This is a genomic window from Chryseobacterium arachidis, assembly GCF_900129245.1.
GTDB lineage: Bacteria > Bacteroidota > Bacteroidia > Flavobacteriales > Weeksellaceae > Chryseobacterium > Chryseobacterium arachidis.
On the sequence record NZ_FQUT01000002.1, the window covers coordinates 500423 to 515044 of the forward strand.

The window sequence follows — 14622 nt, forward strand, 5'->3', positions numbered from 1 at the left end:
AACTTTTTACGACTTTATATCTGAATGGGATTTTTGCTGAGATTATTTTCGAAGAATGCACTTTTTGTCTTCTTTATATTCCTGCAAATCATTGCTCTTGTTCTGATATTCTCTAAAAACGCCATGCAGAGATCCTGGATTGCAGGGCAATCGGCCGCGTTGAATTCATGGGTTTCAGGGTATATCGATGAAGGGGTTTCTTATCTTAAATTAAAGCAGATTAATGAAGATCTTGTGGCACAAAACAAGTCTTTGATGGTTGAGCTTTATGGGAAACAGGGAGCAGCAAATCCAAAATTCAGGAAAGTTCATGATACGTTGGGCGGTGGACAGATCTATACATTTGTAGATGGTGAAATTGTTTTCAACAGCATCAACAGAAGAAACAATTATTTTACAATAAACAGAGGGAGAAGAGACGGCGTGTTTCCGCAAATGGGAGTGATGGCTCCGAAAGGTATTGCGGGAATCGTTATTAATTCTACCGATAGTTATGCGTTGGTTCAGTCAGTTTTAAGTGTGAACAGAATCAGAATCAATGCAGCGCTTAAAAATTCGGGATATTTCGGAACCTTAACATGGAACGGAGATAATTCAAGAGTAATGCACTTGGCAGATATTCCTAAATATGTGGCCTTAAAAATTGGTGATACTGTCGTTACAGACGGTAAATCAGCTATTTTTCCTAAAGGCGTTCAGATTGGTACCATAGCGGGGTATTCCGTAGATAATAAAACAGGATTCTGGGATATTTCAGTTGAATTAAGCGAAAAAATGGGAGCTTTAAGTAAAGTTTACGTGGTGAAAAACCTTAAGAAAGCTGAAGTTCAAAAGATACAAGACACAATGCAGGCTGTAATAAAAAAAGAAAATGATTAGCAGGACATTATTTACGGACATATTAATCATGATTTTCTTGGTTGCATTACAAATTTTTGTATTGAACAGAATCACCATTTTCGGGAAGTACACTCCGGTGCTGTATCCTGTGTTTGTCATGTTTTATCCTTTTTTCAGAAATAAATTTCAGTTTTTAGCTTTAAGTTTTCTGATTGGCTTGTCCATTGATATTCTTCTCTATTCGGGAGGGATCAATGCCTTTGCAACAACGTTGATCGCCTATTTCAGAACCTTGATCTTCAGAACTTCTACAGATACTTCTACAGATTTTTTCTCTTTCCAGTCCCTTCAATGGGCGCAGTTTTTGCTGTTTCTGTTCTCGAGTATCTTTTTACACCAGCTTTTAGTACAATATATAGAGTTCTTTAAGTTTAGTAGATTTTTTGAAATATTACTTAATGTATTGGTAACTAGTGTAATTTCGTTTATATTTATAGTTATTTACGCATTAATATTTAAAATCAAACAGAAAGTTTGAACACACGTTATTTAAAAATTTTTTCGGCTCTTGTTGTTATCGCCCTGATATTCGTGGCGAGAATTGCCTATTTACAGCTTTTTACAGATCGTTATGCCTTAAATGCAGCCAATACTTCCATTAAAATTGAATATATCATCCCGCAGCGTGGGGTAATTTTCGACAGAAACGGTAAAATTATGGTAGGAAACCAGCCTGCCTACGAAATTTCTTTTACTCAGGCTTTAATGCGACCTGACTTTGATACATTGGCTTTCTGTAATTTGATGAAAATCACAAAACCTGATTTTATCAAGACGATAAACAATATTAAACAAGAAAAATATTACTCCAAACTAACTCCGATGACTTTTATGAAAAATTTAAGTCGTGAAGATATTGCCAGAGTTCAGGAGATTATATTTAAATATCCTGCATTCAGTATTGTTTCAAGGCCTCAGCGTCAGTATGAAGTCTCCACTTCCGGAAACCTTTTGGGCTATACAAGTGAGGTAAACGAAAGGGAGATCAAAAAAGATTCAGCATACTATTTACCCGGGGATTTCATCGGAAAAACGGGGATCGAAAAGGCCTATGAAAAGGAACTTCGCGGGGTAAAAGGAATGAAATACATCCAGAAAGATATTAAACTTCGAAATGTCGGTTCCTATAAAAACGGTTCTTTAGATAAAGATGTTATTACCGGAAAGGATATTACATTAACCATCGATTATGATCTTCAGAGAATGGCAGAAGAAATGCTGGTGAATAAACACGGTGCAATCGTAGCCATAGACCCGAATAACGGTGAAGTTTTAGTAGCTGCAACAGGCCCTGATATCGACCCGAATCTTTTCACAGGGCCCAACAAGTCTAGAAACTTATATGCTTTATCAAAAGACACAATCTACGAGAACAAGCCGACTTTCGACAGATCTCTTCAGGCGGCCTACCCTCCCGGCTCAACCTTTAAACTGTTAACAGCCTTAGCAGCAATGCAGATGGGCGTGATGGACGAAAATACAATTTTCCCTTGTGGTGGTGGATTTTATTACCGCGGGAAAAGAATTAAAGGTCATGGTGGTGCAGATCCGTTGATCCCTTCTATACAAGTTTCCAGCAATTGTTTTTTCACGTATGCGTTTATTGCGATCATTAAAAAATACCCAAACAATCCTTCAAGAGGAGTTGATGAGTGGAAAAAGATTATGAGCAGTTTCGGAGTCGGAGAATTCCTGAACAATGATTTTGCGGTTGGAGCCAAAGGCAGAATTCCTTCCGGAGATTTTTATGAAAAAAGATTTAAAGCCATGATTAAAGCCAGCGGCTCTAAAAGAACTGACTTTAAGAATTGGGACGAAATGTCTACGGGAGCTATCTACAACGGTATGGGACAGGGAGATGTACTCGTTACGCCGCTTCAGTTGGCAAATTATGTTTCCGCAATTGCAAACAAAGGATGGTATTATACACCGCATATTGTAAAAGCTATCGATGGAAAACCCAATCCGGATCCTAGATTTAAAGTAAGACACCAGACATTAGTTGATAAAAAGCATTTCGATCCTGTATTGAAAGGGATGGAAGCCGTAGTTTTAAGAGGAACAGCCCATAGCCTGAAATCCAATGATTTTACGATGTTGGCTAAAACAGGGACCGCACAGGTTCCACAAGGAAAAGATAATTCTATTTTCGTATTGATTGCGCCTGCCGAAAAACCCAAAATTGTCGTTGTTGCCGTAATGGAACATGCTGGTTTTGGAGCTACCTGGGCAGGACCCGCTTCTACAGTAATTGCAGAAAAATACATTACCGGAGATCTTAAACGTGAAAATCTTTATAAAAAGATGACCGGTGCCAGCTTCATGCCTGAATACAAAAGGCAGTGGATTGCCGATCTAAAAAGGAAAGGCCTTTACAAAGATCCTTCCTTAGACTCTGTAACACGAAAAAGAATAGAAGACAGCCTCAAAGCTGTTAAAGAGCAGAAAGCAAAGCTTCAGAAAAAAATAGACGAAGAAAAGATCCAAAACGCTAAAAAATCAAAACCTGTTAAGCAATGAAATGGACTGAAGGAATAGATAAGTTAGGTCTTGGGTTGTATTTCCTGCTTTGCATGTTTGCAATTGCCAATATCTACAGTGTCGATCAGAAATTAGGAGAAAAACAATTAATTTTCTTCTGTATTTCTTTGTTTGTAGGATTAATCATTTTTGTAGGAAGAAGCAAATTCTTCGAAAACATGTCGGGAATTATTTATATCGGCGGCGTTTTACTGCTAATCGGACTTTTCCCTTTCGGAAAGGAAATTCTCGGACAGAAAAACTGGTACAAATTCGGAAGCTTTACGATGCAGCCCGTAGAATTTGCGAAGATAGGAACCGCATTAATGCTTGCCAATTATGTGTCCGGGCCTGAATTTAATTTAAAAAACAGAAAATCTTTACTCACAACATTAGCCATTGTAGGAATTCCGGCGGCAGTTGTACTGGCAATTCCCGACGTAGGGTCAATGTTGGTTTTTATCGCTTTTTTTATTGCTTTATATCGTGAAGGACTCAGTGGAGTTTTATTTGGAGTAGGATTTCTATTTGCCGGTGTCTTTCTGATCTCATTAGCTGTCAATCCTATCTGGGTTGCCATCACTATTGTTTTGATTATTGGTGGCTATATCGCAATGAACTACTATAAAATGTCCTGGAATGTCATCTCTATCTCAAGTATTGCAGGTTCTGTAATCTTGTTGTGTGGCCTGGCTTTCGGTTCTCCTTATATTTTAGAAAAACTGCCGAAACATCAGAGAGAAAGGATTGAAGTTCTTTTTAAAGGTGAAAAAGCATTCAGGGATACTTCGGGATACAACTTACTATATTCAAAAACTGCGATTGGCTCCGGAGGACTTTTAGGAAAAGGATATCGTGAAGGCTCTGTTACACAGGGCAAATTCGTTCCGGAGCAGGAAACTGATTATATTTTCTGTACCGTAGGCGAAGAATGGGGATTTGTGGGAAGTACCATTTTGATTCTTGCTTACATGATTTTTATAGGACGAATCTATTATCTCGCAGAACAGCAGAAATCCGGGTTTAACCGTGTTTTCGGATATTGCTTTGCCTCGATCCTTCTCATGCACTTTACGATCAATTTAGGCATGGTTATGGGGCTTTTCCCAACGGTTGGGATTCCGTTGCCATACTTTAGTTATGGAGGAAGTTCTTTACTTGCCTTCTCCATAATGACTTTTATTTTCTTTAAATTAAATTATTCGGATAAGAATAGTTTGGTATAAAGGATTGAAGCTGGAAGTTGACAATTACTCTTTTTAAAACTTTACTAAAATCAATCTGCGAAATCAGCAAAATCAACGAGAGAAAATACTTAAATCATAAAACCTTATGAAAGAAGCGTACGTCTTAGATCAGACTTTCGAAAATGCAGATTTTTCCCAAATTCAAAAGGGCGAATACGAAAACTGTACTTTCTTAAACTGCAGTTTTGAATATGCAGATCTTTCGTTTTTTAGTTTTAATGATTGTAAGTTTATCGGATGTAATCTGAGCATGGCAAAACTTGTTTCAACAGCTTTCCGTGATGTCACTTTCAAAGAATGCAAAATGTTCGGGCTTCATTTTGATGACTGCAATGAATTCGGAATGTCATTCCGCTTTGAAGGTTGTTTATTAAACAATTCCATCTTTTACAAAACAAATATTAAAAAGACTTTATTTAAAAATTCAAAATTAACAGAAGTCGATTTTGCCGAATGCGACCTGTCAAATTCCGTATTCAGCCATTGTGATTTTGCCGGTGCTGTTTTCGACAGAACTAACCTTGAAAAAGCAGATTTTAGAACATCGATGAATTACTCCATAGATCCTTCTCAAAACAGGCTTAAAAAGGCTAAATTTTCACTTTCTGAAATCTTAGGTCTTCTTCGTCAGTTTGATATTGAAATCGATAAAAACAGCTAATTACAGAATTTTGAATCCAGACCAATAACAGTCGTTAAACAGTAAAACAAAAAAACCATCAAGAATCTTGATGGTTTCATTATTTAAATCAATTATTTAAAATTAAAAACTTGTTCCGTTCGATGCAGGAGTGGTTGTTGCAAGATTGTTGTAAGCTTCTCCGTTTTCATTGATGACTCTTTTTCCGAATCTGTATTTAGGCCCCCAATAAGAGTCATTCAGTGAAGAAACCATTACCCCTTTTGAAGTAGCTGCGTGAATGAATTTTACTTCACCTTCCTCAGTTACGCTTTCCACGATTCCTACGTGAGAGATTCTTCTTCCGTGAGAAAAGAAGATCAAATCTCCTTTCTGAAGGTTTTCTTTCTCGACTTTCTCTCCTTCTTGAGACTGAGAAGCCGCTACTCTAGGTAAGCTAAGTCCCGCTGCTGCACCGAAAACTGAAAGAACAAAAGCCGAACAATCGATTCCGTTTCTTGTCATTCCTCCATATCTGTAAGGAGTTCCAAGATAAGTTTCGGCTTCAGTTAAAATATTGTCGATTGTTTTATTGTGTCTGATTGCTTTTGCAATCTCAGAATTTTTAATAGAATTTTTTGCGTTTGCTATAGAAGCGGTCTTTTCTGCTATGAATGCGTTGATTAATTTCTGCTTATCCTGCTCCATTTTGCTCATTTCTGAGGAAGCTAGTTTGGCATCTGTTTTGTATTCTTTAGCATAAGTTGCTGGTTTTGAAACTACGTAGTTTGTAACACACGATTGTAACGATACTGTAGACACTAAAGCAACTAAATAAAACAAAACTCTTTTCTTCATATATATTTGATTATCGTGTTAAATAGGATAGTATATTTTCAAAAGCATTACAAAAATATAGAATCCGACCAAAAGAGCCCAGATATGATAATTGTCAGGTTCTTATTTTAACACATTTTAACATATTATTTAGGTATGTTAAAAAAAAACAAACCGCAGCCCCCTATTTTAGGTGTGTCTGCGGTTTTTTTTATTAAGATTCTTTAACATAATTATTATAGATGATTCCTATTAAAGGATTTTTTCTAATTGATGCTAAAGAAAAGCGAGTCCTAAATTTTGTTAATAAAACTTTGATTATTAGCCTATTTAAGCAGTTTAACTCTAATATTCTGTCCATCACGAATTTCTTCGGATGCATTCTTAACAATTACATCATTTGTAGAAATATTTCCGATGACTGTTGTGACTTCTCCATTAGCAATCCCCGCCGTTACAGGAACCCAATGTGCAATGTTTTTTTCAACTTTAATAACGAAAACACCCAAAGTGGAATTTAAAACTGCTGTGGAAGGAACAGACAAAGATTTATTGTTTTCACTTAAAGGTAAAATCACGTTGGCAACCATTCCGGGCAACAGTCTTTTGTCTTTATTATAAACGTCCATTTCCACCCATTGAGAACGGAGTTTGTTGTCTAAAGCTCCTGCAAATCTTGCCACTTTCGCGGTAAAAGTTTCTCCCGGAATAGATTGAATGGAGAATTTAATATCCCCATTTTTATTCAATAATCCAGTATAAGATTCAGGAACATTGACTACCAAACGTAATCTATCCTGTTGAACCAAACTGAACATCGGCAAATCCGAACCTTTTCCCGAAGGTCCTACATAAGCTCCTGCACTCACATTTCTCGTCGCAATATTCCCACTGAATGGCGCCCTGATCTGCAGATAATTTTTAACATCGGCAACTTCATGATAGGAGGCTCTTGCGGCTTCCAGTTGTGCTAAATCCGACTTTTGTGCTGCCAAAGCCTGTTCCAAATCAAGCGCAGAAATCGTTCCCGGAGTTTTGCTGGTTTCTTTTAAACGATCGTATTTCGCTTTACTCGCAATGTACAATGCTTCTTTTGATTTTAAAGCCGATGAAGCCGCGCTTTGCTGAGAATTGATTTCCGGAGCTTCTAGTGTTGCCAATAATTGTCCGGCTCTCACTTCATTTCCGACATCAACGTATAATTTTTTAACGAAACTGCTGATCTTAGCATACACATCAACTTTCTGATAAGGTTGCAATTCACCCGGAATCGCCGTTGATGACGAAAAATCTGCTTGAGAAGGATTCACCGCTTCTATATCCGGAGAAGATGGCTCTGCTAATTTTTTGGCTTCTTTTTTTTCCTCATGTCCGCAACTTTGTAAGCTGAAAACCAATATTGTCGGAATTAAATATTTATATAATCGATTCATATTTTATTATTAATAGTTTAGGTTATTATTTTACAATTTCAGGCATAAAGTGAATACTTTCTTCGTCTTCCGGATCAAGAGAAACACTTTGAGTAGTCGCTTTTCCTTGTCCCCAGGCAAATGCTAACGGAAGAACGAACAGAGCGGCAAAAGTAGAAGCAATCAAACCTCCGATTACAGCTCTTCCCAACGGTGAAACCTGATCTCCGGCTTCTCCCAATCCCAATGCCATCGGAATCATTCCCACAACCATTGCTAAAGCGGTCATTACGATTGGTCTTAACCTCAACGCTGCGGCTTCTCTTGCGGAAAGTAACGCATTTCCGTTATGTTTTCTTAATTGTTCTGCGTTCGTAATCAACAATACGGCATTCGAAATCGAAACTCCGACCGACATGATGATTCCCATGTACGATTGTAGGTTAAGCGTTGACCCACTGATCATTAATAAAGCTAAAGATCCCACCAAAACTGCAGGCGCTGTTGCCAGTACAACCGCAGAAACTTTGAATGACTGGAAATTCGCGGCCAACATCAAGAAAATCACAACGATTGCGATAATTAAGCTGCTTTGTAAACTGCTCAGGGTTTCATTTAAAGTCTGGCTTAAACCAATCATTTGAATATTTAAACCTCTTGGAAGTTCACCCATATTATCAATTACTTTTTGTACATCTTTTGAAGCCGTTCCTAAATCAGTGTGGTTAAGATTGGCAGTCACTGTTAAAGTCGGCATTGCTCCCAAGTTGTCGGTTTCTCCGTAGGTGAAGCTGTTTTTAATGGTTGCAACGTCACCCAAATTCGGTCTGTTGGAGTTTTTCTGCAACGGAATTCCTGCGATTTCTTCTTTGCTGTTCATCTTGTTTTCAGGAATCTGAACTTGCACGTTGTAGCTATAACCTCCTTTTTCATCCGTCCAGATATTTTTTTCGGTAAATCTTGATGAGGATGTTGAAGCTACCAAAGAGCGAGAAACATCGGACATATCAACTCCCAGTTGAGCAGCACGAACACGATCAACATTGATATCCAGCGCGGGATATTTTATAGATTGACCAATCTGAACATCTCTCAAATATGGAATCTTCTTTAATTCTTCTACGATTTTTTTAGCATAATTTTCATTTACGCTTTTATCTCTTCCCGATAGTCTCACTTCAATCGGAGTCGGAGAACCTTGACTCAGAATTTTTTCCGTTAATTCAATCGGTTCGAAAGATAATTTCATGTCAGGATTGATGTTTTTCGCTTTTTCCCTGATTTTATCTTTTAAATCATCCATATTGGTGTGATAATCTTCATTTAAACCAACCTGTAAAACCATTTCATGAGAACCCGCCATCCAGAGGTAAATCGGGCTTACCGAGAAAAGAGTAGGGTGTGTTCCTACATACGCAGAAGTAATGGAAACATTGCCTTTTCCGACAATTTCTTTAATTCCGTCTAATAATTTTAAAGTCTGAAGCTCGGTTTTTTCAATTCTTGTCCCGTCCGGAACTCTCATTCTTACCTGAAATTGTGTTCCGTTCACCTGCGGTAAAACATCTCTTCCGATACTGTTTAGAAATAAAGCAATCATTCCTATCATCAATAATATATAAGCCGAAACCACCATTTTACGATAAGGCATAATTCTGTCTAAAAATTTCAGATAGCGGAACCTTACTTTTTCAAATAAACTAACTTTTCCGTCACGGTTACTGTCTTCATTCTGAAGTAAAATTTCTTTTTGGCTCCAGGTGTCGTTTTCATCACTCAACCCGGCAGCTTTTAATTCTTCGGAATCTGATAAAGTGTGGCCGTCTTTTGCTTTGTGATGTTTCACTTTCATAATCCAGTTGGCCATGATCGGAACGAAAGTCTGTGCAAGAAAATAAGAAACAATCATACTGAAACCAATTGCTAAAGCCAATGGTAAGAATAATGATCCCGGAATTCCGCCCATCGTAAATGCAGGAGCAAAAACCGCCAGAATACAAAATAAGATCAGCAATTTCGGAAAGGCAATTTCTTTACAGGCATCCCAAATGGCGAGAGATTTGGGTTTTCCCATGTCCAAATGTTGGTGAATATTTTCTATGGTAACGGTACTTTCGTCGACGAGAATTCCAATGGCTAGAGCGAGTCCACTCAACGTCATAATATTGATGGTCTGTCCGAAAAGATTTAAAAATAAAACCGCCGAAATAATGGAGGTCGGAATAGTGAGAATTACAATCAATGCTCCTCTGATGTCGCCGAGGAATAAGATGACCATTAATCCTGTGAGAACTGCTCCGATAGTTCCTTCACTCAATAAACTTTTAACGGAATTAATTACATAAGTTGATTGGTCAAATTCAAAACTGACTTTCACATCATCCGGAAGATTAGACTGGATTTGCGGTAACTGCTTTTTCAGATTCTGAACAACATCCCAGGTTGAAGCATCGGCACTTTTAGCAATACTCAAATAAACCGAACGACGGCCGTTCACTAAAGCATAACCGGAAGTCATATCCGCTCCGTCGGTAACAGTCGCAACATCTCTTAAATAAAGATTCTGAACGCTGCCTTTATACAAAGGAATATTTTCAAAGTCTTTTACATTTTTAATCATCGTATTGGTCGGAGTAATGTAATATTTGTCTCCGATTCTTACGTTTCCGGAAGGTGCAGTTTGGTTGTTTAATCTTAATGCTTCTACGAGCTGATCAGGTGTCATATTATGCTGACGGAGCAAATCTGGATTGGCATTAATGACAACCGTACGAATATTTCCACCAAAAGGCGGAGACGAAACAATTCCGGGAATTGAGGTGAATGTCGATCGCACATACACGTTTGCGAGATCGAGCAATTCGTTGTTGGATCTTTTATCACTACTTAAAACCAATTGCCCGACCGGAAGGGTAGAAGCATCAAAACGAATGATAAAAGGAGGGTTGGAACCCGGTGGAAATGCAGCTTGAATTCTGGTTGAAAAAGAGTTCAGTTCTGCTGCAGCTTGGGCCATGTTAGTTCCGGGATAGAAATTAATTTTCATTAACGTCAGTCCCTGTATATTTTTGGTTTCAATACTTTTAATTCCGTTCACGAAAAGGAAAATATTGATGTATTGTTTAGCAAAAAACGCTTCCATCTGCTGTGGGGTATAGCCACTGAATGGGTGGGAAACATAGATTACCGGGAGATCTAGTTTGGGGAAGATATCGACTTTAATGGAGTTTACAGACCGTATTCCGAAGAAAAACAATCCGGCAACGATCACTAAAATCGTAATGGGTTTTCTTAATGCAAATCTTATTAAATTCATTGAGATAATGTTGATTATAATTGATATTAATCTTACAATTCGTTTTCAAAAACAGTGAAGTCACCCAGCGCGGCTGCTTTTAATAATAAAGCATTCCAGACGTTGCTAATGGCGATATCTCTGTCGGTTTCGGCTCTTACCAATGCGTAAATGGCTTGTGATAAATCGACAAGATCCGTCAGACCATTTTTGTATAAAACCGATCTTTGGATGTAAGCGTCATTGGCAGATTTTAACTGAACAGGAACCTGGTCGTACACCGTGATGGCATTTTTCCATTTGTTTTCAGATAAATCCAATTGGGCTTTTAATTGTTGTTCAGCCAAATCATATTCATGTTTTAAACCTTGGCTTACATAATCCTGCGCGCTGATTTCTTTTGATAGTCGATAGGTTCGAGTGAAATTCCACGAAACGCCGAGTCCAAGTAAATAATTGCTTCTCGTCGGATGAATTCCGTCCCAGTAAGATGTGGAATAATCATTCTGATTCTGAGCATAACCGTTTCCAAATCCTGAACCCCTTGTCTGGAATATTCCAACCATTGAAAATGACGGATAATATTGCGTTTTCAGGAATTGTTTTTCCTGTTCGCTTACATTGATTCGGCTTTTGTATAAAGCCAACAACGGATGACTTTCCAAAGAAGAATTAGTTTCAATCGGAAAATCAGTCGGAATTCTTCTTAATAAAGTACTGTCCAGCACAAATTCCTGAGTCGGAATTCCCAACAATTGAGCTAATTTGTTTTCCTGTTCCTGTTCTTTGTCTTTCGCTTTGGTATAGGTGATCATTGCATTGGCATAATCGGCTTTTGCAAGAGATAAATCTACTCCTGGAACGATTCCGTTTCTTTCTTTTACCTCAACAATTCTTCTGATTGTGTCGGTTCTTCCGAGATTTCGTGCATAAGAAAGCTTTAATTTTTTAGCCGCTAAAACGTTTAAATAAGCTGCTGCCACTTTTACTTTGTGCTGGAAAATCTCATCAGACAAATCTTTGGTATCTCTAAGATTTTTGGATTCTGCAACCTTTACCCTTTGCTTGGCTTTTCCGAAAGAGAAAAATTCCCAGTTGACATTGGCCAAGTACAGCGCTCCAAATGCTGCATTCCAGTTTTGTTCAGGCAGTGGAAGCCCTGAAGAGGCAACCCCGTAACCGCCGAATCCGTACAAAGGACCGTTTTGTCCGTTTACTGTTCCGAAATCCTGTTGTAGACTGATGTTGAGGTTGGGCAAATATTGCCGTTTTGCCAGTTCTATCGATTCCTTTGAAGACAATCGGTAAGATTCTTTGGCTTTAATGGTTCCGTAATTTTGAACAGCGGTTTCCAGTGCAGACTGCAGCGTGAGAACTTCCTGCGCTTTTGCTGTGTTGACAAAAAAAACGGATGATAAGGCGAGAATAAAAATTCTTGAAAGCATCTAACGTATTTTTCTTTTTTCAAAGTAAAAAATACATTTTGAAGCAAATTTGAAGTTGAAAAAAATAATACAAACCGCTTTTATTCAGCAAAGTTTACTATTTGCTCTACGCTTTCAAATTCAAGGTTGTTTTCTTCGGATTTATGTAAAATGTAAGGTTTATTAATTTCTTTATGGTCGAAATAAACGGTAATTGAATGCCATCCGTCGGCAAAATCATATTGAACGAGAAAATTATTCACTTCGCAGATTTGTTTTACGATAGACAATCCTAAGCCGATGCTTTCTTGGGACTGGTTACTTTTTTTAAATCTTTTAAATAATTCATTTGTGGGAACATCGGGTGGAAGTCCGGTATTGCTGATCTGAAAGTAACTTTTGGTAAGATTTATTTCAATTTTACCACCTTCCAGATTGTGTCGGATTGCGTTGGAAAGAAGGTTGCTCAATAAAATTTCTGCTAAAGTCGGGTGAATTTTAACATAAACATTCTTTTCGCTATTTCTGTTTAACGTAATATTTTTCAAAGCCAAATGATCGTGATAAGCACACAGCGCTTCTTTTTCAACGGTGCAGAATTTCAATTCTTTATTTGTTAAAAACTCGTTGTTGTTTAATTTTGTTAAAAGAATTAATGATCGGTTGATTCTGCTTAATTTATCAATGGAATTCTGAATGTCTGTTAATAAAATCGCTTGATTTTCATTAATTTCCGTTTCCGCTAATAATTCAATCTTACTTTGAATAATGGCTAAAGGAGTCTGAACTTCATGGGAAGCATTTTCCGAAAATTCCTTAACGGAAGCATATTCTTCCAAGGCTTTATCGGTCATGGTTTTCAGGAATTCGTTTAATTTTTTAAACTCTTTCGTGCTTGTCGGTAAAAGTTCCAGCCTTTCCTTTTTCTGGATACTAAATTTTTGAAGTCCGTCGATCGCGTGGTGGAAAGGTTTTAATATGAATTTAGATAAAATCCTTGCGGTGATAAAAACGATGGCTGTAATTAATAATAATTTCCAGAAAAGGGCGATCAGCATTCCGCCCATAATCTCTTTGGTAGCGGTAATGTAGGTATATGAAGAGATTTTGTAAATCTTGTTATCAATGTTTGCAAAAGAATTGATCTGGATTTTACATTCATTCTTAGAAACGCCATTGTCTTCAAGGCAGGTGTGAATAATTTCCGGTTCCGCAGGAAGATTTTTGCCGTTTAAGACATTAATGGAAATAGGAAGTCCTTGAGTTGAATTCGCCGGGGTTTCTCCTTTTTTTATCTGATTAATTACATAATTATTGACGGTTTTGAGCCTTTCAATCTCAACATTATCCAGTCTTTTTTTGATGCTTGTGTAGGAAATATACATGCTCACAGGAGTGACCAGTAAAATAATGGCGATAAACCAGACCGATATTTTGTTAACTAAATTCATGAACCATTATATTTTAAAGCATTAAACTTGTAGCCCAAACCGTAAATCGTTTCGATGTAATCGTTTCCGTTTGCGGAAGCGATTTTTTTTCTGAGATTTTTAACGTGCTGATAAACAAAGTCAAAATTAGCCAAATTATCCGTATAATCCCCCCAAAGATGATTGGCGATAGATTGTTTCGATAAAACGCGGTTTTTATTCACGAGAAAATACAATAGCAATTCAAATTCTTTTTGAGTGACTTCCAGCCTTGTTTCGTTGATCGAAACTTCGTAAGTGTCTGTATTTAAAATGATTTCATTAAATCTTACTTCATTATAGCCGTCCATTTTATTTCTTCGGTAAACGGCTCTTAATCTGGCGTGTAATTCCGGTAAGTGAAAAGGTTTTGTGATATAATCGTCGGCGCCTTTTTCCAATCCGTTTATTTTGTCATCTAAAGCATTTTTAGCGGAAATAATGAGAATTCCGCTGTTGATCTTTTCAGTTTTGATGTAATTTAAAATATTCAATCCGTTTCCGTCGGGCAACATAATATCCAATAAAATACAGTCATACGAATTAAAGGTAAGGCGTTCTAAAGCTTCGTTGTAACTGTAAGCGCATTCGCAGATATAGTTCTCGCCTTCGAGGTAAAACTCCATGCTTTTAGCGAGTTCTTTATTGTCTTCGATGATCAGGATTTTCATAATTGAAGCAAAATTAAAATTAAATTTTGTATGAATTTTGAAGTTGTGGAAGTCTTTGTCTATTAATGTTTTAAATTAAATTTTAATTTAGTTAAAAGATCCAACGCCACTTCGAGTAAATTTTTGAAAAAAATTGTATCGAGAAGTGATTGGTTAACCAAAGGTTCTCGATACATTTTTCTTCATTTCATTACGAAAAACACTCGAACTGAAGGAAGGTTTGAACAT

Annotated in this window: 11 protein-coding genes; 5 read left to right on the top strand and 6 right to left on the bottom strand. The window is 37.3% G+C overall.

Annotated elements, in window-relative coordinates:
- Positions 1 to 24: 24 nt before the first annotated feature.
- From mreC to BUA89_RS06045, 5 genes are all read left to right on the top strand, one after another.
- On the top strand, positions 25 to 879 hold the full coding sequence (mreC, locus tag BUA89_RS06025) for a rod shape-determining protein MreC (RefSeq protein ID WP_072954058.1): 855 nt from the start codon (positions 25 to 27) through the stop codon (positions 877 to 879).
- The gene (locus tag BUA89_RS06030; protein ID WP_072954062.1) at positions 872 to 1378 is read left to right on the top strand and encodes a rod shape-determining protein MreD; all 507 of its coding nucleotides are present in this window, start codon (positions 872 to 874) and stop codon (positions 1376 to 1378) included. Before mreC ends, BUA89_RS06030 begins: the two co-directional genes overlap by 8 nt.
- Positions 1375 to 3420, top strand: coding sequence for a peptidoglycan D,D-transpeptidase FtsI family protein (locus BUA89_RS06035; protein ID WP_072954064.1), 2046 nt, complete (start codon positions 1375 to 1377; stop codon positions 3418 to 3420). The genes BUA89_RS06030 and BUA89_RS06035 overlap by 4 nt, the downstream gene beginning before the upstream one ends.
- On the top strand, positions 3417 to 4646 hold the full coding sequence (gene rodA / locus BUA89_RS06040) for a rod shape-determining protein RodA (protein ID WP_072954068.1): 1230 nt from the start codon (positions 3417 to 3419) through the stop codon (positions 4644 to 4646). The genes BUA89_RS06035 and rodA overlap by 4 nt, the downstream gene beginning before the upstream one ends.
- A 106-nt stretch (positions 4647 to 4752) precedes the next feature.
- Positions 4753 to 5328, top strand: coding sequence for a pentapeptide repeat-containing protein (locus BUA89_RS06045; protein WP_072954072.1), 576 nt, complete (start codon positions 4753 to 4755; stop codon positions 5326 to 5328).
- 102 nt (positions 5329 to 5430) lie between these two features.
- On the opposite strand, the gene BUA89_RS06050 is transcribed toward BUA89_RS06045, so the two are convergent.
- From BUA89_RS06050 to BUA89_RS06075, 6 genes are all read right to left on the bottom strand, one after another.
- Positions 5431 to 6144 (bottom strand): C40 family peptidase, encoded by a 714-nt coding sequence (locus tag BUA89_RS06050; protein WP_072954075.1) that lies wholly within the window; start codon positions 6142 to 6144, stop codon positions 5431 to 5433.
- Positions 6145 to 6449: 305 nt separating this feature from the next.
- The gene (locus BUA89_RS06055; protein WP_072954077.1) at positions 6450 to 7556 is read right to left on the bottom strand and encodes an efflux RND transporter periplasmic adaptor subunit; all 1107 of its coding nucleotides are present in this window, start codon (positions 7554 to 7556) and stop codon (positions 6450 to 6452) included.
- A 25-nt stretch (positions 7557 to 7581) separates the two neighbouring features.
- Positions 7582 to 10851, bottom strand: a complete 3270-nt coding sequence (locus tag BUA89_RS06060) for an efflux RND transporter permease subunit (protein WP_072954081.1) — start codon at positions 10849 to 10851, stop codon at positions 7582 to 7584.
- Between the two features lie 32 nt (positions 10852 to 10883).
- Entirely contained in the window at positions 10884 to 12275 is a 1392-nt protein-coding gene (locus BUA89_RS06065; RefSeq protein ID WP_072954084.1) for a TolC family protein, read from the bottom strand.
- Positions 12276 to 12355: 80 nt separating this feature from the next.
- On the bottom strand, positions 12356 to 13705 hold the full coding sequence (locus BUA89_RS06070; RefSeq protein WP_072954088.1) for a sensor histidine kinase: 1350 nt from the start codon (positions 13703 to 13705) through the stop codon (positions 12356 to 12358).
- Positions 13702 to 14394, bottom strand: coding sequence for a response regulator transcription factor (locus BUA89_RS06075; RefSeq protein WP_072954091.1), 693 nt, complete (start codon positions 14392 to 14394; stop codon positions 13702 to 13704). The genes BUA89_RS06070 and BUA89_RS06075 overlap by 4 nt, the downstream gene beginning before the upstream one ends.
- Positions 14395 to 14622 lie beyond the last annotated feature (228 nt).

Excerpts from the sequence above, each read along its gene's own strand:
- mreC (WP_072954058.1), top strand. The coding sequence starts at position 25 with ATGGGATTTTTGCTGAGATTATTTTCGAAGAATGCACTTTTTGTCTTC.
- BUA89_RS06030 (WP_072954062.1), top strand. The coding sequence starts at position 872 with ATGATTAGCAGGACATTATTTACGGACATATTAATCATGATTTTCTTG.
- rodA (WP_072954068.1), top strand. The coding sequence starts at position 3,417 with ATGAAATGGACTGAAGGAATAGATAAGTTAGGTCTTGGGTTGTATTTC.
- BUA89_RS06045 (WP_072954072.1), top strand. The coding sequence starts at position 4,753 with ATGAAAGAAGCGTACGTCTTAGATCAGACTTTCGAAAATGCAGATTTT.
- BUA89_RS06050 (WP_072954075.1), bottom strand. The coding sequence starts at position 6,144 with ATGAAGAAAAGAGTTTTGTTTTATTTAGTTGCTTTAGTGTCTACAGTA.
- BUA89_RS06055 (WP_072954077.1), bottom strand. The coding sequence starts at position 7,556 with ATGAATCGATTATATAAATATTTAATTCCGACAATATTGGTTTTCAGC.
- BUA89_RS06060 (WP_072954081.1), bottom strand. The coding sequence starts at position 10,851 with ATGAATTTAATAAGATTTGCATTAAGAAAACCCATTACGATTTTAGTG.
- BUA89_RS06065 (WP_072954084.1), bottom strand. The coding sequence starts at position 12,275 with ATGCTTTCAAGAATTTTTATTCTCGCCTTATCATCCGTTTTTTTTGTC.
- BUA89_RS06070 (WP_072954088.1), bottom strand. The coding sequence starts at position 13,705 with ATGAATTTAGTTAACAAAATATCGGTCTGGTTTATCGCCATTATTTTA.
- BUA89_RS06075 (WP_072954091.1), bottom strand. The coding sequence starts at position 14,394 with ATGAAAATCCTGATCATCGAAGACAATAAAGAACTCGCTAAAAGCATG.